This window comes from Hafnia sp. HMSC23F03 (genome assembly GCF_001816025.1).
Taxonomy (GTDB): domain Bacteria; phylum Pseudomonadota; class Gammaproteobacteria; order Enterobacterales; family Enterobacteriaceae; genus Hafnia; species Hafnia paralvei.
In genome coordinates, this window is the sequence record NZ_KV824234.1 from 163,651 (window position 1) to 186,843 (window position 23,193).

General features: G+C 49.9%; 25 protein-coding genes. 18 read left to right on the forward strand and 7 right to left on the reverse strand.

What is annotated here, in order from left to right:
- Positions 1-121: 121 nt before the first annotated feature.
- The 13 genes from ydgT (at position 122) to gstA (ending at position 13,515) form a co-directional block, all read left to right on the forward strand.
- Positions 122-337: a transcription modulator YdgT gene (ydgT, locus tag HMPREF3091_RS17315; protein ID WP_004095150.1), complete on the forward strand. Its 216-nt coding sequence runs from the start codon at positions 122-124 to the stop codon at positions 335-337.
- A 244-nt stretch (positions 338-581) separates the two neighbouring features.
- The gene (gene yedA / locus HMPREF3091_RS17320; RefSeq protein ID WP_070717457.1) at positions 582-1,469 is read left to right on the forward strand and encodes a drug/metabolite exporter YedA; all 888 of its coding nucleotides are present in this window, start codon (positions 582-584) and stop codon (positions 1,467-1,469) included.
- Between the two features lie 153 nt (positions 1,470-1,622).
- Complete coding sequence (locus HMPREF3091_RS17325; protein ID WP_070717460.1) at positions 1,623-3,359, forward strand: formate--tetrahydrofolate ligase; 1,737 nt, start codon at positions 1,623-1,625, stop codon at positions 3,357-3,359.
- A 186-nt stretch (positions 3,360-3,545) separates the two neighbouring features.
- The gene (locus HMPREF3091_RS17330) at positions 3,546-3,977 is read left to right on the forward strand and encodes a DUF2569 domain-containing protein (RefSeq protein ID WP_210403570.1); all 432 of its coding nucleotides are present in this window, start codon (positions 3,546-3,548) and stop codon (positions 3,975-3,977) included.
- A 210-nt stretch (positions 3,978-4,187) separates the two neighbouring features.
- Positions 4,188-4,769 carry an electron transport complex subunit RsxA gene (gene rsxA / locus HMPREF3091_RS17335; RefSeq protein ID WP_004095142.1) on the forward strand — a complete coding sequence of 194 codons (582 nt, stop codon included), beginning with the start codon at positions 4,188-4,190 and terminating at the stop codon, positions 4,767-4,769.
- On the forward strand, positions 4,769-5,374 hold the full coding sequence (rsxB, locus tag HMPREF3091_RS17340; protein ID WP_070717466.1) for an electron transport complex subunit RsxB: 606 nt from the start codon (positions 4,769-4,771) through the stop codon (positions 5,372-5,374). The genes rsxA and rsxB overlap by 1 nt, the downstream gene beginning before the upstream one ends.
- Positions 5,367-7,496, forward strand: a complete 2,130-nt coding sequence (rsxC, locus tag HMPREF3091_RS17345; RefSeq protein WP_070717469.1) for an electron transport complex subunit RsxC — start codon at positions 5,367-5,369, stop codon at positions 7,494-7,496. The genes rsxB and rsxC overlap by 8 nt, the downstream gene beginning before the upstream one ends.
- Positions 7,497-8,549, forward strand: coding sequence for an electron transport complex subunit RsxD (gene rsxD / locus HMPREF3091_RS17350; protein ID WP_070717472.1), 1,053 nt, complete (start codon positions 7,497-7,499; stop codon positions 8,547-8,549). It abuts the gene before it with no gap.
- A 9-nt stretch (positions 8,550-8,558) separates the two neighbouring features.
- Positions 8,559-9,194, forward strand: coding sequence for an electron transport complex subunit RsxG (gene rsxG, locus HMPREF3091_RS17355; protein WP_035503870.1), 636 nt, complete (start codon positions 8,559-8,561; stop codon positions 9,192-9,194).
- Between the two features lie 2 nt (positions 9,195-9,196).
- A complete protein-coding gene (locus HMPREF3091_RS17360) occupies positions 9,197-9,907 on the forward strand; it encodes an electron transport complex subunit E (RefSeq protein WP_004095136.1) in 711 nt (236 codons plus the stop codon).
- Entirely contained in the window at positions 9,904-10,545 is a 642-nt protein-coding gene (gene nth / locus HMPREF3091_RS17365; RefSeq protein ID WP_070717477.1) for an endonuclease III, read from the forward strand. Before HMPREF3091_RS17360 ends, nth begins: the two co-directional genes overlap by 4 nt.
- Before the next feature lie 627 nt (positions 10,546-11,172).
- Complete coding sequence (gene dtpA, locus HMPREF3091_RS17370; protein WP_004095131.1) at positions 11,173-12,684, forward strand: dipeptide/tripeptide permease DtpA; 1,512 nt, start codon at positions 11,173-11,175, stop codon at positions 12,682-12,684.
- Positions 12,685-12,909: 225 nt separating this feature from the next.
- The gene (gene gstA / locus HMPREF3091_RS17375) at positions 12,910-13,515 is read left to right on the forward strand and encodes a glutathione transferase GstA (protein WP_070717479.1); all 606 of its coding nucleotides are present in this window, start codon (positions 12,910-12,912) and stop codon (positions 13,513-13,515) included.
- A 36-nt stretch (positions 13,516-13,551) separates the two neighbouring features.
- On the opposite strand, the gene cynR is transcribed toward gstA, so the two are convergent.
- Positions 13,552-14,466, reverse strand: a complete 915-nt coding sequence (cynR, locus tag HMPREF3091_RS17380) for a transcriptional regulator CynR (protein ID WP_070717482.1) — start codon at positions 14,464-14,466, stop codon at positions 13,552-13,554.
- Positions 14,467-14,573: 107 nt separating this feature from the next.
- On the opposite strand from cynR, the gene HMPREF3091_RS17385 reads away from it, so the two are divergent.
- Positions 14,574-15,236 (forward strand): carbonic anhydrase, encoded by a 663-nt coding sequence (locus tag HMPREF3091_RS17385; RefSeq protein WP_004095123.1) that lies wholly within the window; start codon positions 14,574-14,576, stop codon positions 15,234-15,236.
- A 25-nt stretch (positions 15,237-15,261) separates the two neighbouring features.
- Positions 15,262-15,732 carry a cyanase gene (cynS, locus tag HMPREF3091_RS17390; RefSeq protein WP_004095122.1) on the forward strand — a complete coding sequence of 157 codons (471 nt, stop codon included), beginning with the start codon at positions 15,262-15,264 and terminating at the stop codon, positions 15,730-15,732.
- Between the two features lie 58 nt (positions 15,733-15,790).
- On the opposite strand, the gene pdxY is transcribed toward cynS, so the two are convergent.
- The 5 genes from pdxY to anmK form a co-directional block, all read right to left on the reverse strand.
- The gene (gene pdxY, locus HMPREF3091_RS17395; RefSeq protein ID WP_004095120.1) at positions 15,791-16,651 is read right to left on the reverse strand and encodes a pyridoxal kinase PdxY; all 861 of its coding nucleotides are present in this window, start codon (positions 16,649-16,651) and stop codon (positions 15,791-15,793) included.
- Between the two features lie 97 nt (positions 16,652-16,748).
- Entirely contained in the window at positions 16,749-18,023 is a 1,275-nt protein-coding gene (gene tyrS, locus HMPREF3091_RS17400; RefSeq protein ID WP_008813567.1) for a tyrosine--tRNA ligase, read from the reverse strand.
- A 129-nt stretch (positions 18,024-18,152) separates the two neighbouring features.
- Positions 18,153-18,806 carry a pyridoxamine 5'-phosphate oxidase gene (gene pdxH / locus HMPREF3091_RS17405; protein WP_070717485.1) on the reverse strand — a complete coding sequence of 218 codons (654 nt, stop codon included), beginning with the start codon at positions 18,804-18,806 and terminating at the stop codon, positions 18,153-18,155.
- A 298-nt stretch (positions 18,807-19,104) separates the two neighbouring features.
- The gene (locus tag HMPREF3091_RS17410) at positions 19,105-19,416 is read right to left on the reverse strand and encodes an MliC family protein (protein ID WP_004095115.1); all 312 of its coding nucleotides are present in this window, start codon (positions 19,414-19,416) and stop codon (positions 19,105-19,107) included.
- Between the two features lie 27 nt (positions 19,417-19,443).
- A complete protein-coding gene (gene anmK, locus HMPREF3091_RS17415) occupies positions 19,444-20,559 on the reverse strand; it encodes an anhydro-N-acetylmuramic acid kinase (RefSeq protein WP_070717488.1) in 1,116 nt (371 codons plus the stop codon).
- A gap of 355 nt (positions 20,560-20,914) precedes the next feature.
- Here anmK and HMPREF3091_RS17420 point away from each other — a divergent pair, with 355 nt between their 5' ends.
- Positions 20,915-21,385: an outer membrane lipoprotein gene (locus HMPREF3091_RS17420; RefSeq protein ID WP_004095110.1), complete on the forward strand. Its 471-nt coding sequence runs from the start codon at positions 20,915-20,917 to the stop codon at positions 21,383-21,385.
- Positions 21,386-21,474: 89 nt separating this feature from the next.
- Here the strand turns inward: HMPREF3091_RS17420 and slyA are convergent, their stop codons facing one another.
- Positions 21,475-21,906: a transcriptional regulator SlyA gene (gene slyA / locus HMPREF3091_RS17425; RefSeq protein ID WP_004095109.1), complete on the reverse strand. Its 432-nt coding sequence runs from the start codon at positions 21,904-21,906 to the stop codon at positions 21,475-21,477.
- Between the two features lie 175 nt (positions 21,907-22,081).
- On the opposite strand from slyA, the gene HMPREF3091_RS17430 reads away from it, so the two are divergent.
- Both HMPREF3091_RS17430 and HMPREF3091_RS17435 read left to right on the forward strand, forming a co-directional pair.
- Positions 22,082-22,318, forward strand: coding sequence for a DUF1656 domain-containing protein (locus tag HMPREF3091_RS17430; protein ID WP_070717493.1), 237 nt, complete (start codon positions 22,082-22,084; stop codon positions 22,316-22,318).
- Positions 22,319-22,324: 6 nt separating this feature from the next.
- Positions 22,325-23,185, forward strand: a complete 861-nt coding sequence (locus HMPREF3091_RS17435) for an efflux RND transporter periplasmic adaptor subunit (protein WP_070717496.1) — start codon at positions 22,325-22,327, stop codon at positions 23,183-23,185.
- Positions 23,186-23,193 lie beyond the last annotated feature (8 nt).

Below are 23,193 nucleotides of genomic sequence, written 5' to 3' on the forward strand. Positions count from 1 at the left end.
TGGCAATAATCATTTTTTAGTTTATGTAACGAATATCACTATTATTGTACTAGACAGATGGATTTCCCTACATATACTGGCTGCTCTTCTGAAATTCCTCTTGTTGATGAAAACATAAAAAATGACAGTAACCGACTATTTGCTAAAATTTCGCCGGGTGAGCACTCTGGAAAGCTTAGAAAAATTGTTTGACCATCTTAATTATTCACTGAATGATGATGCCGAAATTATTAATATGTACCGTGCCGCCGATCATCGCCGAGCTGAATTAGCCAGCGGTGGGCGTTTATATGATGTTGGCTGCGTCCCAAAAGAGATCTGGCACTACGTGCAATAAACTTTATTCAGTCACAAACTACCTAACATTTGGCTGGGTTGGGCTGATGACTCAGCCCCTAGTAACCGCTTGAATTACCGCTATGATTTTCATGCTGTGCTCCCTTGACCGCCCCCCTGCTGACTTATAGCCAAATACGTTCAAACACGCCTTGTTAATAAGTAAACGGCATGAGAAAAGAGTTCTTCCGTTGCTCATTTTAGCGTTTACTGGCTGCTTATTTTTGCCAAGGAATCTGCTTAATATGCGCTCTCGTACTGCCACTTTTCTTCCGCTGATCGGCTCATTATTTGCTCTATATATTATTTGGGGATCAACCTATTTTGTGATTCGCCTTGGCGTTGAGAGCTGGCCACCCCTAATGATGGCAGGCGTTCGCTTCCTCTGTGCAGGCCTTGTGATGCTGACGTTCCTGCGTTTACGCGGACATAAAATGCCCAGCGGACGCCCGTTGCTTAACGCCGCTATTATTGGCATTTTGCTGTTAGCGGCGGGCAATGGTGCCGTTACCGTCGCCGAACATCAGGATGTTCCATCCGGCATCGCCGCGGTGATGGTCGCCACCGTCCCCCTTTTCACCCTGTGCTTTAGCCGCATGTACGGAATGCCTACGCGCTGGCTTGAGTGGTTAGGTATTGCCATTGGCCTCTGCGGCATCATCTTACTCAACAGCGGCGGGCATCTAAGCGGAAACCCTTGGATGGCTTTGCTGATCCTTGCGGGTTCCATGACGTGGGCCTTTGGCTCCGTGTGGGGTTCTCGCGTTGAACTCCCCGCAGGACTTATGGCGGGTGCCGTCGAAATGCTGACGGCGGGTATTGTGTTACTCATTGCCAGCGCGATCGCCGGTGAACGAATGACTCAAATGCCCAGCCTGCAAGGGATCCTCGCGGTAAGCTATCTGGCAATTTTCGGTTCCCTGATTGCCATCAGCGCCTATATGTACTTGATCCGTAACGTGCGTCCTGCCGTTGCCACCAGCTATGCGTACGTCAACCCCGTGGTAGCCGTATTGCTCGGTACGGGGCTAGGCGGTGAAATGCTGTCATCAACAGAATGGCTGGCGCTGTGTGTGATCATCGCTGCCGTGCTGTTGGTTACCTTGGGCAAATACCTGCTGCCACAAAATTGATTTCTCGCAGAGTAATCGTTTGCGTGGCATGAGACACTCTTCGTTTAAACATGGGTTCGGACGGTATTCTCCATTGAGTGTGCTGTCCGATAGCCTATAATCACCGCCATCAACTTGTTTGCCTTTACCTGTTTTTGCAAGGATCACGACCCCATGACGTCCCTCTCCGAACAGATACACGCTTCTTCCGTTCCGCAGTTAAAACCTATCGCCCAAATCGCACAGCAGTTGGGAATAGCATCGGCATGGCTGATCCCTTATGGCCACTATGCGGCAAAAATCGATATCAAAGCCATCAAACCAGAGGCCGGAACCGGCAAGTTGGTGTTGGTCTCCAGTATCACCCCCACCCCGTTAGGAGAAGGGAAAACGGTGACCACGATAGGCTTGAGCCAGGGGCTCAACTATATTGGTCAAAAAGCGGTCGCATGTATCCGTCAGCCTAGCTTAGGTCCCGTTTTTGGCGTTAAAGGCGGCGCAGCCGGTGGCGGCGTGGCTCAGGTGTTGCCTATGGAGCAGCTCAATCTCCACCTCACCGGTGACATCCACGCCATTACCGCAGCGCACAATCTGGCTTCGGCGGCGTTGGATGCACGTCTGTTTCACGAACAGCGTCTGGGTGAGAAATTCACCGAGCATACCGGCCTCCAGCGCTTAGATATCGATCCAGAGCGAATCCTGTGGAAACGCGTTATCGATCATAATGACCGCGCCCTGCGTAGCATTGATATCGGTGTCGGAGGCGGCAACAACGGCGTACCTCGTCATGATGGATTCGATATTACCGCCGCGTCAGAGCTCATGGCGATCTTGGCTTTGTCTGAGAGTTTGGCTGATATGCGTCAACGCATCGGGCAGATTATTTTGGGCTATACGTTACAGGGTCACGTCATCACTACCGAAGATTTAGAAGTTGCCGGCGCCATGGCGGTGTTGATGAAAGAGGCGATCCATCCCACGCTGATGCAAACCAGCGAAAATACGCCCGTTCTGATCCATGCAGGTCCATTTGCCAATATTGCGCACGGCAACTCGTCGGTGCTTGCCGATCGCTTAGCGTTACAGCTCGCAGATTATGTTGTCACCGAGGCCGGATTTGGCTCTGATATGGGAATGGAAAAATTCTTTAATATCAAGTGTCGCCAGTCTGGCATTAAGCCATCCTGCGTAGTGCTGGTGGCGACGCTGCGTAGTTTGAAAGCCAACAGCGGTAAGTTCAACATGAAGCCGGGGCAATCGCTGCCTGAAGAGGTCAAGCATCCGAATCTGCCGTTGCTGACAGAAGGTGCTAGCAATTTGGGCTGGCACATCGGCAACGCGGCACGTTATGGATTACCGGTGGTGGTCGCCATTAACCGCTTCCCAGAAGATAGCGCTGAAGAGCTAGATTTCATTCGCAAATTTGCCATTGAACAGGGTGCGTTCGGCGTTGAAATCAGCGACGCATTTTCCGCGGGGGGCAAAGGCACCGCACAGCTGGCAGAATGCGTGACCGCAGCCTGTCGAGTAAATGGTGAGGTAACCCTACTCTATCCTAACGAGATGTCGCTGGCCGATAAGCTACAAACCTTAGTGAAAAAGGGCTACGGCGCGCTTCGTGCGGAGCTCACGCCTGAAGCTGAAGCACAGCTACAACAGCTTCAATTGGCTGGATTTGGCCACCTTCCACTGTGTATGGCAAAAACTCCGCTTTCAATCAGCGCCGATCCCGCGTTAAAAAATGTCCCGCAGGATTTCATCGTCCCCGTAACCGATTTGAAAGTATCGGCTGGAGCCGGTTTTATTCGTGTTTATGCCGGTAACATTATGACGATGCCAGGGCTAAGCACCCTGCCAGCCTATCGTCATATTGATATAGACGAAAGCGGAAACATTACTGGATTGAATTAATTTCGTCGCTGAACGGATGAAATTTTATCATTTCGTGCATGTCGTAGCCAAATAGCGCCACGGCAGCACGATATCGATGATGGTTTTGTCATTAGCCTGTATGATGCGTAACGCTAAAATAGTGCATACCCGTCATACTTGACGTTAATAGCACAGTTAAAAAGGCTAAACATGAAGGGGATCGTTATGAATACTAAACGCATCGGTGGTTGGCTGGTTGCTCCACTGGCTTATATGATTGTCTCCTTACTATCATCCAGCCTAATGATGATCATCTTTGTGATGATGGTCGTGCAACCAGCAAGCCGCAGCCAGCTGTTCTCGCATAGCCCGGTGTTTTCCTCGCAGTGGACGCTATCATTTGTGATCACCATTGCGATTTGGGCATTTACGCTGTTTAACCTGTATCTCTTTGGTAAGCGCTCGCGCCGTTTCCCTAAGTTTTTCGTGTTGTGGCTGTTAGTGATGGTGCTGCTTGCGATCAGAACCTTTGCATTCTCGCCGGTGACCGACGCGGCGGCGGTTCGCAATATGGTGATCCCTCTACTGGCGGCTGCAGTGTTTGTTCCTTATATCAAACGTTCTCGCCGCGTGCGGGATACGTTTATTGAGCAATAACGCGTTTTATCGCCGCTGAGATAGAGATGAGTCGGCACGGAGTGCGCCCTCGTTCGAGTTAATTCGTAGGAAATCGAATAACCTTGTACTTGATCTGTTGTCGTCATGCGGCTGAGCCCCGATAATACGACGGCATTTCTTGGCACACATGGTTTTCTGGTTAGGTTTTTGTTTGAAGTTAGGTATAAGTTTGATGCTAGGTAGAGTCTGATGACCGATTATTTGCTGTTACTGGTCGGTACCGTTCTGGTCAATAACTTTGTGTTAGTTAAGTTTCTCGGCTTATGCCCGTTCATGGGTGTGTCTAAAAAGCTGGAGACGGCCATTGGTATGGGGCTGGCCACCACGTTTGTACTGACCCTTGCTTCTGTTTGTGCATGGGCCGTCAATGAATTCATTCTGGTGCCGTTGGCGCTGGAGTATTTGCGTACCCTCACGTTTATTTTGGTGATTGCCGTCGTGGTGCAGTTCACCGAATTGGTGGTACGTAAAACTAGCCCTGCGCTGTATCGTCTGCTGGGCATTTTTCTTCCACTTATCACCACCAACTGCGCGGTGCTTGGCGTTGCCCTGCTCAACGTAAACCAATCGCATAACTTTATGCAGTCAGCCGTTTACGGTTTTAGCGCCGCTGCAGGTTTCTCGTTGGTGATGGTACTGTTTGCCGCTATTCGTGAACGTCTTGCCGTGGCCGACGTTCCTGCGCCGTTCCGTGGTTCCTCCATTGCACTGATTACCGCCGGATTGATGTCGCTTGCGTTTATGGGCTTTACCGGGTTGGTGAAATTCTAATGTCGTCGTTGTGGATTGCTATTGCTGCCGTCGGTGCTATTGCGCTCGTTTCCGGCATCGTGCTCGGCTTTGCCGCGCGCCGTTTTAAAGTCGATGCCGACCCTATCGTTGAGCAAATCGACGCTATTTTACCGCAAAGCCAGTGTGGCCAATGCGGCTATCCAGGCTGCCGTCCTTATGCCGAAGCCATTTCCGGCGGCGAAAACATCAATAAATGTGCTCCGGGTGGCGAACAGGTGATGTTAAAAATCGCTGAGCTGCTGGCGGTTGATCCTCAGCCGTTAGAGGGTGACGCCGCACAGGTTGAGTCAGTACGCCAAGTGGCTTTAATCGACGAAGAAAACTGCATCGGCTGTACCAAATGCATTCAGGCCTGCCCCGTTGACGCTATCGTCGGCGCGACGCGCGCAATGCATACCGTGGTTAGCGATCTTTGCACTGGCTGTAATTTATGTGTTGCCCCTTGTCCGACCGACTGCATCACGCTCGTGCCTGTGCCGACAACCACCGCGAACTGGAAGTGGGATCTGAACACCATTCCGGTGAGAACCATTACCGTCAATGCCATTTCTACCAATGAATGTGAAGTAGAACACCATGTTTAATCTGTTTGCAGCGTTGAAAAAAGACAAGTTGTGGGACTTCAAAGGGGGAATTCATCCACCTGAAATGAAGCATCCGTCTAGCCATGTTCCGCTGCGCCACGTTTCGCTTCCTCCGATGTTGATTATTCCTCTTCAACAGCATATTGGGCAGGAAGGTGAGCTGCTGGTGAAAGTCGGCCAACACGTGATGAAGGGCCAACCATTAACCCGCGGAACCGGCCGGAATTTGCCGGTGCACGCCTCAACGTCCGGTGTTATCAGCGCGATCGCGCCTCAGGTCACGGCGCATCCGTCAGGTCTGCGTGAACCTTGCGTCACCCTGATCCCAGACAATCAGGATCGCTGGGGAGAGCTAAATCCCGTCGCGAATTTTCAGGCTGAATCCCCGCTGACGTTAACGCACCTGATCCACCAAGCCGGTATCGCAGGCTTGGGCGGCGCGGGCTTCCCAACCGGAAATAAACTCGAAGGGGGTTACGGCAAAGTTGAAACGCTCATCATCAACGCCGCCGAATGCGAACCCTATATCACCGCCGACGATCGCCTGATGCGTGAGCACGCCGATGAAATCATTCTCGGCTGTGAAATTCTTGGCCACATTTTGACGCCCAAACGCACGTTAATTGGCATCGAAGATAATAAGCCCGAAGCGATAGTGGCGCTTAAGAAAGCCCTTAAAGGGCATGACGATATCAAGCTGCGCGTCATCCCAACCAAATACCCTTCCGGCGGGGCAAAACAGCTGACCAAGATCCTTACGGGTATGGAAGTTCCATTCGGTAAACACTCAGCATCTATCGGCGTCTTGATGCAAAACGTAGGAACCGTGTACGCCATCAAACGCGCCATCATTAACGGTGAGCCGTTGATTGAACGTGTTGTTACGCTGACCGGTGAATTGATGAAAAAACCGGGCAACGTATGGGCTCGGTTAGGTACGCCGGTTAAGCATCTGCTGCAAGCCGGTGAGTTTGAAGCACAGAATCGAACCCCAATGGTGATTATGGGCGGCCCACTGATGGGCTTTACCCTCGCTCATCTCAGCGTACCCATCGTAAAAATCAGTAACTGTATTTTGGCACCGTCAAAGAATGAATTTGACGAAGCCGAAGAGGAACAGGCCTGCATTCGCTGTAGTCAATGCGCAGATGCCTGCCCTGCGGGCCTTCTGCCACAGCAGCTCTATTGGTTTAGCCGCGGCAAAGAGCATGAAAAGGCGCGTCAGCATCATCTGTTCGACTGTATCGAATGCGGCGCCTGCGCCTATGTCTGCCCGAGCAGCATTCCATTGGTGCAATACTACCGCCAAGAGAAAGCCGAAATTAAGGCCGCCGATCAAGAGGCGGCACGTGCGGCTCAGGCCAAAGAACGCTTCGAAGCTCGTCAAGCTCGCTTGGCGCGTGAAAAAGCCGCGCGCGAACTGCGTCATAAACAGTCTGCGGTCAAAGTAAGCGAAAGCGATCAAAGCGCCGTGCAAGCCGCCGTCGCTCGTGTGAAACAGCGTCAAGAACAGGCGAGCGGAATTAGTTCAATCCATCCGTTCAATAACGAACAGGAAGATAACAGCATCCGCGCCGAACGTGAGGCTCGCAAGGCTTTAGCCCGTGAGCGTAAACAGGAAGTCGCGTCTGATACGGTCGCCACTACGGCTAACACCGATGTCGATCCGCGTAAAGCCGCCGTGGCCGCAGCGCTCGCCCGCGTTAAAGCCAAAAAGGCCGCGCAGGACAGCTCGTCGTCCAGCATAGCCGCAGTAAACGGCGAGGCTAAAAATATCGTGGTTCCAACTGAAGCATCAGCTGACCCGAGAAAGGCCGCTATTGCCGCTGCAATTGCTCGCGCCAAGGCGAAAAAGGCGGGCTTGCAGGATGGGGCAAATCAGTCTGAAGAAAAGGCCGATAGCCCCGCCGAAGTCGATCCTCGCAAAGCTGCGGTTGCTGCCGCCATTGCGCGAGCGAAAGCCAAGAAATCCGCTCAGGAAGCAAAAGCAAACCCTGTGGAGCCATCGACAGAAGATGCCGCCACCGAACAAGATCCGCGCAAGGCCGCTGTTGCAGCAGCTATTGCCCGTGTAAAAGCGAAACAGGCCGCGCAAGCATCCGCTGCGGTTAATGAGGATTAAATGGCTTTTAGAATCGCCAGCTCACCCTTTACTCATAATCAACAATCCACGCAGCGTATTATGCTGTGGGTCATTTTCGCCTGTATTCCCGGTATTGCCGCACAGGCCTATTTCTTTGGCTATGGCAACCTGATCCAGTGTGCATTAGCCATTGTGACCGCGCTCCTCACCGAAGGGCTAGTGTTACGCCTGCGTCAGAAAAATATCGCCAAGACGCTGGGAGATAACTCCGCCCTGCTCACTGCCTTGCTGCTAGGCATCAGCTTGCCGCCGCTTGCACCTTGGTGGATGGTGGTTCTTGGTACTGCCTTTGCGATTATTATTGCAAAACAGTTGTATGGTGGTCTTGGGCAAAATCCGTTTAACCCGGCCATGATCGGCTATGTTGTGTTGCTGATTTCGTTCCCCGTACAGATGACAACTTGGCTACCGCCAGAAAGTTTGATGACCGCACCACTGGATCTGAATGATACCCTGATGCTGATATTCAGCGGTCATACCGCTGACGGAGCGGTTATCCATCAATTGATTCAAACAGCCGATGGCGTGAGCCAAGCCACACCGCTAGATAGCTTTAAGACCGGGTTACGCTCAGGTCATAGCGTGGTTGAAATCCTGCATCAGCCGATATATCAAGGCGAGTTTGCGGGACTCGGCTGGCAGTGGATTAACGCCGGTTTCCTGCTAGGCGGCATTATTTTGCTATTGCGTGGCGTGATCCATTGGCAGATCCCCGTCAGCTTCATCGTGGCACTGGCCGTCTGCTCGACTCTCGGAGGCTACTTTGCACCACACAGCGCGGTGCCTCCAATGCTAGAGCTGTTCTCTGGTGCCACCATGCTAGGCGCTTTCTTTATTGCTACCGATCCCGTGACAGCCTCGACAACCCCGCGTGGACGTCTGATTTTCGGCGGACTGATTGGCGCACTGGTCTGGATTATTCGTACTTACGGTGGCTACCCAGACGGCGTCGCCTTTGCCGTGCTGCTGGCAAACATTACCGTGCCACTGATCGACCATTACACCAAGCCGCGCGCTTACGGACATCGCTGAGGAGTTACCATGCTTTCAACTATGCGCCGTCACGGCACCACGCTGGCGCTATTTGCGGTTTTAGCCACCGGCCTCACCGCCGTGGTTAATGAGTTAACGAAAGACACCATCGCCCATCAGGCTGAACTACAGCAGAAACAGCTGTTTGATCAGGTGCTGCCAGCGGAGATGTATAACAACGAGCTACAGCACGAATGTTACGTTGTCACTGATAAAAGTTTAGGTTCTACAGCGCCGCACCATTTATATCTGGCGCGCAAAGACGGCGTGCCGGTAGCCGCCGCGGTTGAAACTACCGCGCCTGATGGCTATTCCGGAGCCATTCAGTTGCTGGTTGCCGCCGATTTCGCAGGAAAAGTATTGGGCGTTCGTGTTCTAGAACACCATGAAACACCGGGGCTGGGCGATAAAATCGATGCACGTATCTCTGACTGGATTAACAGTTTCCGTAATCAAGTCGTTAAAGGTGACAACGACCCACGTTGGTTTGTGAAAAAAGATGGCGGTATGTTTGATCAGTTTACCGGTGCGACCATCACGCCACGGGCAGTGGTGAATGAAGTCCGCCATACGGCTGTTTTCTTGCAACAGAATCGCGACCGTCTTGAATCGATGCCGCGCTGCCCCACAAGCACGGGAGAGTAATAATGAGTGAAGCCAAAACGTTACTGGCCAATGGCCTGTGGAAAAACAACTCTGCGCTAGTTCAGTTGCTAGGGCTTTGCCCTCTGCTGGCGGTTTCCTCTACCGCCACGAATGCGCTCGGACTCGGGCTTGCAACCACATTGGTCTTAGTTTTCACCAATAGCGCCGTCTCCGCCCTGCGCCGTTGGGTACCACACGAAATTCGTATTCCTATTTATGTGATGATCATCGCGTCGGTAGTGAGCACCGTGCAAATGCTGATTAATGCCTATGCCTATGGTCTCTATCAGTCTTTAGGCATCTTTATTCCGTTAATCGTGACTAACTGTATTGTTATCGGCCGCGCAGAGGCCTACGCCGCCAAAAACCCGGTAGGTCTTTCTGCTATCGATGGATTGGCGATGGGACTCGGAGCAACCTGCGCGCTGTTTGTGCTGGGTTCTCTACGAGAAATATTTGGTAACGGTACGCTGTTTAACGGTGCCGATTTGTTACTGGGCTCTTGGGCGAAGTCATTACGCATTGAAGTATTCCATACCGATACGCCGTTCCTGCTTGCCATGCTGCCGCCGGGTGCTTTTTTGGGGCTGGGCTTCTTACTCGCACTGAAGTATGTTATTGATCAGAAAATGAAAGCGCGTCAGACTCAGCGTCAAAATATGGCTGCGGCCACGACGACCCGCGTAGAAAAAAATAGCGAACAGGCACTATGAATCAGGAAAAGCGCACGCTGATCCTTCAGCGGCTACAAGAGAACAATCCTCATCCTACAACTGAGTTGGCCTATAGCACCCATTTTGAGCTACTCATTTCCGTACTGCTATCCGCACAGGCGACCGACGTCAGCGTAAATAAAGCGACGGCGTTGCTCTATCCTGTTGCCAATACGCCCGCGGCGATGCTTGAACTTGGCGTCGACGGCATCAAGCAGTACATCAAAACTATCGGTCTGTATAACAGCAAAGCAGAAAATATCATTAAAACCTGTCGAATTCTGCTTGATAAACACCACGGCGAAGTACCTGAAAATCGTGCGGCGCTGGAAGCGTTGCCCGGTGTAGGGAGAAAAACGGCCAACGTGGTGTTGAATACCGCTTTTGGTTGGCCAACTATCGCCGTTGATACGCATATCTTCCGCGTCTGTAACCGCACAGGTTTTGCGCCGGGCAAAAACGTGGATGAAGTCGAAGCGAAGCTGCTGAAAGTCGTGCCCAAAGAGTTCAAGCTGGACTGTCATCACTGGTTGATTTTGCACGGACGCTACACGTGTATCGCCCGTAAACCGCGCTGCGGCTCCTGCATTATTGAAGATTTATGTGAGTTTAAAGAAAAAGTTTACCCTGAATCCTAACGGGTAATGTTGTTATGAAGCACGGGTATTTTCCCGTGCCAACTCCCTCGATTAAACCTTGTGTTGACACCTATCCATACACTTTCCAAAAGCCGTTCCGTATTTCGTAATCGTGACGGTGCTCTCTGTTTTTCTCAAAACGCACCAAAAGCGAACTCAATGATAAATTCAAGACTTTTCTTTATCATTTTTTTGAAATAGATCACATTTAGAAAGCCACAAAAAAGCCTCGTTTCCATACAAAATGTGAATTTTTTGGATAGTTATGCATATAAACACTTATGCATTATTATAACAATGTCATTTTCAGTAATGGCAGTTGATCACGCTGAATTTTTACTTAATAGCAGAATATATAACGAAATACCTTCTGATTATGATTTAAGCAAAAGATTAATTCGGGAAACGTCAAAAACACAATGCTTCACTCTGCATAACATTTGTAACATCTGGCGGATGTTCTGCATTGTGTTTATGTAACAGAATATTTCTCAGGTATTGTCAGCGACCACCATATAGTGAACATTAACCCCCGATCTTCCAACCTATAACAATGCAAAAGGATGCTTCCCAGCATCACTTTTTGCTTCCCTGTCTTCGATAGGGTGTGAAAAATTAGAGGTACTTGTGTCAACTGCAAACAACAACAGTAATAAGGCAGACGAGAGCGTTAGTCTTAACGCCTTTAAGCAGCCTAGAGCTTTCTACCTGATTTTCTCCATCGAACTATGGGAACGTTTTGGTTACTACGGCCTTCAGGGCATTATGGCCGTTTATTTGGTCAAAATGCTTGGCATGACCGAAGCCGACTCTATCACCCTGTTCTCTTCATTCAGTGCATTGGTCTATGGCTTTGTCGCCATCGGTGGCTGGTTAGGTGATAAAGTCCTCGGCGCGAAACGCGTCATTGTGCTGGGCGCATTGGTATTAGCGGTCGGTTACGCCTTAGTTGCATTCTCTGGCCACAACATCACGTGGGTTTATGCGGGTATGGCGACTATCGCCGTTGGTAACGGTTTGTTCAAAGCAAACCCATCCTCCCTGCTGTCTACCTGCTATGAGAAAAACGATCCACGTTTGGACGGTGCATTTACCATGTACTATATGTCCATCAACATCGGCTCCTTCTTCTCTATGCTGGCGACCCCGTGGTTAGCCGCACAGTATGGCTGGAACATCGCGTTCTCACTGAGCGTTGTGGGTATGCTGATCACGCTGGTCAACTTCATGATGTGCCGTCGCTGGGTTAAAGACCACGGTTCTAAGCCTGACTTTGAGCCATTAGCCATGACGAAGCTGCTGATGACCCTCGTCGGTATTGTGGTTCTGATCGGTGTGTCTTACTGGCTGCTGCACAACCAAGTCGTTGCTCGCTGGGCGCTGGCCATTATCTCTCTGGGTATCGTTCTGGTATTTGCTAAAGAGACATTCGCTCTGCATGGCGCTGCTCGTCGCAAAATGATCGTGGCATTCCTGTTGATGCTGGAAGCCGTGGTGTTCTTCGTGCTGTACAGCCAGATGCCAACGTCGCTGAACTTCTTCGCCATTCATAACGTTGAGCACTCTATCCTCGGTATCGCATTTGAACCAGAACAGTATCAGGCTCTGAACCCATTCTGGATCATGGTTGCTAGCCCAATTTTGGCTGCGGTCTATAACAAGATGGGTGACCGTCTGCCAATGCCACACAAATTTGCTATCGGTATGGTGCTTTGTTCTGGTGCCTTCTTGGTGCTGCCATGGGGCGCAACCTTCGCCAACGAGCAAGGCATTATGTCTGTGAACTGGTTGATTCTGAGCTATGCGCTGCAGAGTATCGGTGAACTGATGATTTCTGGCTTGGGTCTGGCTATGGTTGCACAACTGGTTCCACAGCGCCTGATGGGCTTCATCATGGGCTCTTGGTTCCTGACCACCGCAGCAGCGGCGCTGATTGCGGGTAAAGTGGCTGCGCTGACCGCAGTACCTTCAGACGTACCAGATGCCCATGCTTCACTGGCTATCTATAGCCACGTGTTTATGCAGATTGGTATTGTCACTGCCGTTATCGCCGTACTGATGATGCTGACCGCGCCTAAACTGAATCGCATGACTCAAAGCAGCGATGAAGAAACTGCTCGCGAAGCGGCAACCGCTTAATCGCTAAACGTTATGTCCAAAAAGCATCCTTCGGGATGCTTTTTTTATGCGTGAATTAACTGCAAATACATAAAGCAATGACTGACAAGAGAGCGATGTCGCCGTAATATGAATTTTCGGTAGCTATCGCCCTAAATAATTCGCATGGCATGCAGCTAGCACACATGCAGCCCGAAGTATGGCGGGTACAATCTAACTGTCTCAGGATCGTCCAAGGAGTATTTGATGAAACTGTTTTACAAAGCCGGAGCTTGTTCTCTCTCTCCGCACATTGTTTTGCGTGAGGCTGGGCTAGACTTTACGATTGAGCGCGTCGATCTTGCCACTAAAAAGACCGAGCACGGTGAAGACTTTCTGAAGATCAATCCGAAAGGCCAAGTGCCTGCCCTGTTGTTAGACGACGGTAGCTTGCTGACCGAAGGCGTTGCCATCGTGCAATATCTGGCCGATAAGGTGCCTGACCGTAATCTCATTGCGCCGTCAGGAACGCTGGCTCGCTATCACGCCATCGAATGGTTGAACTATATTGCCACCGAGCTGCATAAAGGCTTCAGCCCATTGTTCAATCCGAAAACGCCGGACGAATATAAAGCGATTGCGCGCCAGAAGCTGGAACAGCAGTTTACCTATCTAAACGGTGTGCTGAGCAACCAAAACTATCTGCTAGGCGCTCGTTTCAGCGTTGCTGATGCCTATCTGTTTACCGTTTTAGGTTGGGCTAAGGCGCTGCACTTCGATCTATCTGCCTATCCACACATCGTGAGCTATGTTGCTCGTATCGCTGCTCGTCCTGCCGTTGACGCAGCTTTGACCGCCGAAGGCCTGAAGTAATCGATACCACATTCTAAAAAGGCCCTTTGGGCCTTTTTATTTTTGTTCAAAAACCACCTGCTGTTCAAAAAACGCCTGCGTAAATTCAGCGCCCACCAGCGACGTAAACGCCTGACTGGCTGCATTGGTATAATGTGTTTTGTGCTGCAACAGTGCGGCTATGCGCTCTGGCAGCATGGGCATCAACTCAATGGCATGAATTTCACTCTGCTTTTCGATGATGGCCTGCGGCAATACGGAAACCAGCTCGCTATTCTTCACCAAATCCAAAATAGTGCTGATGGAATTAGCCTCAATGGCCAAATTGGGTTGTAGTTGGTGTTGATTAAAATAGCGATCAATATAACAGCGCGTAGCAAAGTCCTGACTTAATAGCACCATGGGCGCGATAGCAATTTCATCCAGCGTCATCATCGTTTTATGATAGAGAGGGCTGTTTTCCCCCACCGCCACCGCCAACCGTTCGGTAAACAACGGCTGATAGCGAATATGCTCAGACTCCGGCGACACAAAGGCCACGCCAAGATCGATGTCACCTTCCAGCAAATCTTTTTCTATTTGTTCCTGCGAAAGCTCACGCAGATGTAGTTTGATATGGGGATAAAGTTGGTAGAAACGCGTGAACAACGGCCCAATCAGATAAGCGCTGAAGGTCGGTGTGAACCCCACCCGCAAGCTTCCGCGGCTTAAGTCTTGCACGTCATGAATAGCGCGATAGCCCATTTCAAGCTCATTCAGCGCACGGCGGGCATGATAAAGATACACTTCTCCCACATCGGTGGGCCTAACGACGCGGTTCGAACGATCGAGCAAAACGACGCCCAGCTGTTCTTCTAACTGTTTGATTTTCTGCGATAGTGCCGGTTGAGATAAACAGACCTCTTCCGACGCTCGGGTGAAATTACGGTGCTTAACAACGGAAAGCAAAGCCCGCAGATTACGAAGGAACATAACACCTACTATTCAAAAAAATTATACAAAGTATAAAAAATGGCGCTTAGACATTATACCTAGAAAGCCGCATTCTTGCTGCACGTTTTAGCACGCAGGAAAATATCATGCAGAACATCATTGAAGGCTTCTTGAAATTTCAACAGGAATGCTTTCCACAGCGCACCAAGCTTTTCAAAGATCTAGCCAATAAACAGAGCCCTAGCGTTCTCTTCATCACCTGCTCCGATAGTCGCGTGGTGCCGGAGTTTCTCACCCAGCAAGAACCAGGCAATTTGTTTGTTATTCGTAACGCTGGAAATTTAGTGCCGTCTTATAGTCCCGAAGTCGGCGGCGTTTCCGCCAGCGTTGAATATGCGGTCGCCGCGCTTGGCGTGACCGATATTGTGATTTGCGGTCACTCCGACTGTGGCGCTATGACGGCCATTAACCAAGGTATCAGCCTTGACCATATGCCGATGGTGGCAAAGTGGTTGAAACACGCCGATGCCGCTAAGCTGGTCAATGCTTCCCGTTTTTACGCTTCCGAAGCTGAAAGCCTCAATGGCATGGTTCAAGCCAACGTCGTTGCGCAGCTTTCCAACTTAAAAACACACCCTTCCGTTGCCGTGGCCATTGAGCAAGGGCGGCTTAACCTACACGGCTGGGTTTATGACATCGAAAGCGGAGCAATGCTGACGCTTGAAGGCGAAAGCCAAAAATTCGTTTCGCTCACCGAAAAACCCTACGCCTGCGCTTTGGCCTCACACCATACCGCCAGCGCAGCCTAACCCTTTTCATTAGAAGGAAAATACCATGACTCAGACCTTAACCACCCAAACAGCACGCGTCGCCTTAACGGAAACCATCGTGATGGCAAAAATTGCGAAGAATCTTTCATGGCAGGATCTGGCAGACGGTACCGATATGAATATCGCGTTTGTGACAGCTGCATTATTGGGCCAGCATGCCTTGCCGGAATGTGCAGCGCAGAAGATAGTCAAACAGCTGGAGCTTCCACCAGAAGCGGCGCTGTTGCTACAGGCCATCCCTTTGCGTGGTTCAATTCCACAGGGTATTCCGACCGATCCTACGATTTATCGTTTCTATGAAATGCTGCAGGTTTACGGTACAACGCTGAAAGCGTTGGTACACGAACAGTTTGGTGACGGGATTATCAGTGCAATAAATTTCAAAATGGATATCAAGAAAGTGGAAGATCCTGAAGGTGGCTCACGCGCGGTAATCACCTTTGATGGGAAATATTTACCGACCAAACCATTCTGATCTTAGCTAAATAGAAAATCCCCCTGCGCTCAGGGGGATTCTTTGATTCAAACGGTACTTATAATGCGACGGCGGCAAACTGATGAACGGGCTGCGCAATGCGATCCTGAGCAGCGACCACCTGTAGCTCATACTCGCCCATTTCTTTCGTGGTCAACATCACCTCATACACAGCGGCTGTCACGTGTTCCAAAGCTTTCTTCAGCGGTTCACCTTTCAGCATGTTGACCAATAACAGACCACTGGTCAAATCGCCAACGCCAACCGGCTGGCGTTCGCCGAAATCGACCAGCGGACGACTGATGTGCCATGCCTCATCAGCGGTAACGAGGATCATTTCAAAGCGATCTTTATGATAACCCGCATAGGCTAAATGCTTAACCAAAACCACTTTAGGGCCGCGAGCAATCACGCTACGAGCTGAAGCGAGCGCTTCTTCTACGCTGTTAATGGTATGTCCGGTCAGCTGTTCTAATTCAAGCAGGTTAGGTGCCATGATATCGCTGCTAGCGACGGCATCGCGAGCGAAAAACTCGGCGACGCCCGGAGCAACAATGCAGCCCTTTTCCGGATGCCCCATCACGGGATCGCAGAAATACCATGCATTGGGATTCGCCGCTTTCACTTTACGTACAATATCCAAAATATGTCCGCCCTGTTCCGGCGAACCAATATACCCACTCAATACGGCATCGCAGTTTTTCAGCTGATCGATATCTGCAATTCCCTGCACAATTTCCGTCAAATGATTGGCGGGCATCACACAACCAGTCCAGTGACCGTACTGGGTATGATTTGAAAACTGAACGGTGTTCAGCGGCCAGACATTAACGCCCATACGACGCATAGGGAATACAGCGGCGCTGTTTCCTGCGTGACCAAAAACCACATGAGATTGAATAGATAGGATATTTTTCATGGATGCGACCTACATCACTGCCGCTGTCGACAGCTGTTTATTCATAATAAGGGGAAAATAAAGGGGACCTGAGTCCCCCTTTAATTGCATCCGTGGCTTATTTCCAGCAAATCAGGCAGTAATTCTTTTTACCGCGACGCAATAAAGTAAAGCGTCCGAACAGACGATCAGCATCGCTGAAGGTATATTCCGGATCAGACTGTTTTTCGCCATTGATGGTAATTGCATTCGACGCGATAGTTTTACGCGCCTGACCACGAGACGGCTGTAGTTCAGAATCCACCAGCGCCTGCTGCAAGTCTGCATCACGCTCTAGCTCAACCATAGGCATACCGTCTTGTGCCAGCTGTGCAAAGTCAGCTTCAGTCATTTCGCTCAGTGCACCAGAGAACAGGCTCTGAGTAATACGTTTTGCCGCAGCCAGTCCTTCTTCACCGTGAACCATGCGGGTCACTAACTCAGCCAGAACGTACTGCGCACGCGGCGCTTTGCCGCTGTTTTTGTCTTCTTCTTCCAGAGCATCAATGTCCTTCAGATCCATAAAGGTGAAGAACTTCAGGAAGCGGTACACGTCCGCATCCGCGGTATTGATCCAGAATTGGTAGAATTTGTACGGACTGGTTTTCTTCGGATCCAGCCATACTGCGCCGCCTTCGGTCTTACCAAATTTGGTGCCATCGGCTTTGGTAATCAACGGAACGGTCAAACCCCACACCTGTTTCTGGTGCAGACGACGAGTCAAATCGATACCAGAAGTGATGTTGCCCCACTGATCGGAGCCGCCGATTTGCAGCTCTACGCCGTGCAGTTCATTCAGGCTGGCAAAATCGTAACCTTGCAGCAGGTTGTAGGAGAACTCGGTGAAAGAAATACCCACGTCGTCACGGTTCAAACGTTGCTTAACCGCTTCTTTGTTGATCATCTGATTGACAGAAAAATGCTTGCCAATGTCACGCAGGAAGGTCAGCACGTTCATGTTGCCGAACCAATCGTAGTTGTTCGCTGCGATTGCGCTATTTTCACCGCAGTCGAAGTCCAAGAACGGCGCTACCTGATGGCGGATTTTGTCTACCCACTCATGCACGGTATCCTGAGTATTCAGTTTACGTTCGGTAGCTTTAAAGCTGGGATCGCCGATCAGACCGGTTGCGCCGCCCACCAGAGCAACAGGCTTATGGCCTTCTAGCTGGAAACGTTTCAGACACAGCAACGGAACCAGATGGCCCAAGTGCAAGCTGTCAGCGGTAGGATCGAAACCGCAATACAGTGCTAATGGCCCTTGCGCCAGTCGCTCTGCCAACGCTTCTTCATCCGTTACCTGGGCAATGAGGCCCCGCTCTTGCAGTTGTTTAATCAGGTTGCTGCTCGCCATTAAAGACTCCATTTGATTTTAATTTACTACCGCGCGCTCCATACGGGAGATAGCTCGTGCGGGTGATTAGCCCTATAGAATAAAGTGGTCACGCCCGTCGCGCTAGATTTAACTCGTGTTTTTCGCTGATTAAGGCGCCAACCGGTCAATTTCCCACGCATCGCCATGACGTTGGTAAATAAAACGGTCATGCAAACGGTTTTCTCGCCCCTGCCAAAACTCCATCGAGTTGATTTTTACGCGATATCCGCCCCAGAAACTGGGTAACGGGATCTCGCCTTGCAGAAATTTTTGCTTCAGTTCGAGAAATTTCCCTTCCAGAATTCCTCTGGTCGAGATCCGCGATGACTGGCGCGATACCCAAGCGGCAATCTGGCTATCTTTAGGTCGACTATGGAAGTACTTCATCACTTCCAGCGTAGAAAGCTTTTCAATCGTCCCTAGCACGCTGACCTGTCGGTCAAGCATATGCCACGGGAAATGCAGGCTGATATGAGGATTTTCTTCCAACTGCTGCGCTTTGCGACTGCCGAGGTTGGTGTAAAACACCATGCCCTGCTGATCAAAATGTTTCAGCAGCACAATACGCTGGTATGGCTGGCCATGTTTATCCACCGTCGCTACACACATGGCGGTTGGGTCGGCCAAACGCGCGTCACAGGCTTGTTTGAGCCAACGTTCGAACATCTCTAACGGATCGTCGGTAAGATCGCTTCGGCGTAATCCACCACGCACATACTCACGACGCAGATCGGCAACATCAAACTCGTTGTTTTCACTCATATTCAGCAGTCCATCACCAGTCCAGAGCCTTATTCTGCTCCCGCGGGGTAAGAATCTCAATTCACCGATCGTTCAGAAAATAGCCTTATGCGCGATAACATCTAAAACCTGAGCACAAATCGCGTTATTTTTAACCAGTCGATGAATGCAGCACCATTTTATTTTATTGATTTTTATGAATTTTAGTTTTAATGAGGAGAACGGAGGGACAGTGCACTGCCTGTTATAGGGACAGTGGTAACAGAAAGGATGAGAGACAGTTTAAAAATGGGGACAGCGTGTCGCTGCCCCATGAGAACTAGGATTTAAGGACGCAGTTGTCGATGATGATTTGCTCATTACGTTCCACAAAGGCCGTATTCCCCTTCGACCAAAACGTATATTTGCCATCGCTGTAGCGCGCACCCGACGCAGAAACCACATGCGGCAAGGTGAGCTGATTACCATCCATAATAAAGCTCACCTGATCTTTTTGGTTATCCACCGTCACCGTTAAAGGCGTGGTGCCGCATTGATAACTAAACTGCTCAGGCGCCACTTCTTTTTTATGCATCGACTGACATCCAGCCAGCAACAAAATCGCAGCGGCAGCACAGGTATACTTAAACATGAGTGCTCTCCCATTTTTACGGATAAATCAGATAATGTGGTTCGCAGGATAAATCGCGCCAAGTACGGTTTCCTGCGAGGCTCCCGTGACCGACGGTAAATTACCAGGCAGCCCTGACAACGTGCGATACGCCAGCCAGGCAAAGGCTAACGCTTCCATGTCATCGCCGCTGACGCCATAGGCATCCGTATTACATACTTCAGTTCCCGATAACAAGGCCGCCATACGGCTCATCAATAGCGGATTTCTCGCGCCTCCGCCACACACCAGCAGACGCTCACAGCCTCCCGCGAGCTGAACCTGATCGCAGATGCTGATTGCGGTCAATTCGGCCAAAGTCGCCTGCACATCCACGGCGGGGATCTCAGGTTGTAAACTCAGCTGATGCTCTAGCCAACCTAAGTTAAAAAGCTCTCGCCCCGTACTTTTCGGCGCAGGGCGTGCGAAATAGGGCTCAGCCAGCAGTTGCTGTAACAGCGCCTGATTCACCGTTCCCTGCGTCGCCCACTCCGCGTCTTTATCATAAGCCTTGGCATGATTGCGCCAGATCCATGCATCCATCAGCATATTGCCGGGCCCGGTATCAAAGCCGCGTACCGGTAAACCGGGGAGCAATAGTGAAAGATTGGCAATGCCGCCAATATTCAGCACCATCCGCCGCTCGACTGGATGGGTAAGCAAAGCATGATGAAACGCAGGAACCAACGGCGCGCCCTGCCCGCCATAGGCCATATCGCGACGACGAAAATCGCCAACGGTAGTAATTCCAGTCAGCGCGGCAACGCGGTTATTGTCGCCAATCTGCATGGTAAAAGGCTCATCACCTTCTGGTTGATGCCAGACGGTTTGCCCGTGACAGCCAATCGCGGTGATATCCTGAGCGCTTAGCGATGATTCAGCCAACAGGTGATTGATCGCCTCGGCATATAAGCTGCCCATCTGACGATCCAGTTCCCCAACCTGAGCGAGCGTGACCGCCTGTCCCTGACACATCCCTAAGATCGCTTTTTTAACGGCGATCGGTATTGGATGTGAATATCTACTCTGCTGTGCAACCATCCGCTCATCAATAGCGGCAATGACAACGTCAATCCCGTCAAGGCTGGTTCCTGACATAACGCCAATGTACCGTCCCGATCTCATTTCATCGTCCTTATTTATTATCGTAGAGTGAAATTATCCGCTTCAGGCATCAAACGAAACCGGATTTATCTAATTTCCGTGCCAATATCATAAACTTTCCTTACTTTAGTTGACGTAATATTTTCACAGCGAAAGATTTGCATGCTGACAAAATGAAGTAAAATAGTGATATTCGTTGACGATAATTTAATCCATCGCAACTTAAACGGTTGTTTATTGTTGGTTGAGTCATTCAACGGTATGCTACAGCGATACAGGCAAAGGTATATAGCCAACCCTTTAGAGTAAACACACAGCCGCAACGACAGGCAAAATAAGCCCGAGCGTAAAAGGCCAGAATGGAAGGAATATTGTTATGATTAAGCGTCTTATTGTTATCGCTCTCGCCGGTGCAACATTGGCTGGTTGTGCTAACACCAGTACGCTATCTGGTGACGTTTATACTGCCGGTCAGGCTAAAGAAGTACAGCAAGTGACCTACGGTAGCATTGTCTCAATTCAGCCGGTTCGAATTCAGGCGGGTAACGATAGCAACGTTATCGGTTCTATCGGCGGCGCGGTTCTGGGTGGATTTTTAGGTAACACTGTCGGTGGTGGTACGGGTCGTAGCTTAGCCACGGCGGCGGGTGCTGTTGCAGGTGGCTTAGCTGGCAACAGTATTGAGGGCGCAGTAAACCGTACCGACGGCGTTCAGCTTGTCATTCGCAAAGATGACGGTAAAACTATCGCCGTGGTACAGAAGAACGGCAACAAACCTTTCTCCGTTGGTCAGCGCGTTATGCTGCTGTCTAGCGGTAGCAGCGTGAGTGTTTCCGCAACGAACTAAGCCTCGTGTGGCTAAGAGAAATCACCAAACCGGAGACAGTGTCTCCGGTTTTTTTTGGTTTGCTGATAGTAATAAAAAAAGACTAATAATTATTTGTTTTGTAGATGAATAATATTTTGTTCCAGACGTTCTATCAAATTGGTCAGCAGTGTCACTTCTTCCGGGGAAACCCCAGATAAAATTTCACCGCGAGTCATCGTAATGACGTCGTTCACTTCCTTGATAATGGGCGCGGCTTCTTCCGTTAGCTTAATGCGTTTAGCGCGTCGATCGTTTGCGCAGGTATGACGGGTAATTAGCCCCTTTTCCTCAAGCTGGTCTAGCGTACGAACCAGTGAAGGTTGCTCAATGCCGATAGCTTTGGCCAGTTGGATTTGAGACTGGTCTGGTGGTAGACGATTAATGTTGTACAGAGTTACCCAATGCGTCTGCGTTAGTTCCAATGGCTTCAAACGCTGATCGATTAACGCTCTCCATACACGGACTAATCGTGCTAAATCCGACCCTAGTGTCGATTCCAATTTACTCTCCTTATAATTAGCATGCTAAGATACTCACCCAGAGTAGCTTCTAGTTTGGTTCCCAATCGTAAAAAATTCAAATGTATATCTACAACCTCCAGAAAATAATCTATGCATATGGTGAATTAACATCTATGTTACCTATAAATCTCTTAATGGATCAGGAGTGGTAAACATGGACATCATCTCCTCCTCTCAGGGCTCGCCCTTACAGGATCTCATTTTAGGCGCGTCGCTCTATTTTCCGCCTATTTTTAAAGCAGTTCTGCTCGGCATTGTTTTTTGGCTGCTAATCCACCGTATATTTCGCGATACTATTTATTCGGGCGATATTTGGCACCCGACATTGATGGATTTGTCAATTTTTGTCATTTGTTTCAGCGCCAGTCTTTGGCTATTAACCAGTTGGTAAAATAATATGAAACTGAACACATTACGCTACTTCTCAACGGTTATAGTTTGTGCAATAGCGATCACCGCAGGCTGGTGGGCCTGGAATTATTATATGCAATCACCTTGGACTCGTGACGGAAAAGTCCGGGCTGAACTTGTCAATATTACACCAGAAGTATCTGGAAAAATCATCAACGTAAATATCAATGATAACCAACAGGTAAAACAAGGTGATTTACTATTTTCATTAGACCCGACACCCTTTGAAATTGCACTGAGCAACGCCAATGCCGCCATGGCTAAAGCGGAGTCCGATCTGGCTAAGGCCACCCATGAAGCCGCTCGACGCGGTAATCTGCCCCGCAACGTGATTTCTGCAGAAGATCTCGACGAAGCCAATTTAAATGCGCAGGCAATGAAGGCTAATTATAAATCCGCGCAATCTAATTTGGAACAGGCTAAGTGGAATTTACAGCATACTAATATTTATGCGCCTGTCAGTGGTTTTATAACTAATTTACAAACTCGAGTTGGGAATTATGCCTCTATTGGCTCACCCCTTGTGGCTCTTATTGATATTAATTCGTTTTATGTTATGGGATATTTCGAAGAAACTAAGCTAAAGCATATACACATCGGAAATAACGTGGATATAACTCTATATAACGGAAATATCCCACTCCACGGGAGCGTTGAAAGTATTGGGCGCGCAATTTACGACCAAAGCGTAGACAGTAGCGATAATATGCTGCTTAACGTAAAACCCAACGTTCCATGGGTACGCCTTGCTCAACGCGTGCCGATCAGAATAAAACTGGAAAATGTCCCCAAAGACGTTTTGCTGGTGGCAGGCACCACTTGCACAATTAACGTTCGTGCTAACTAACAGGATAG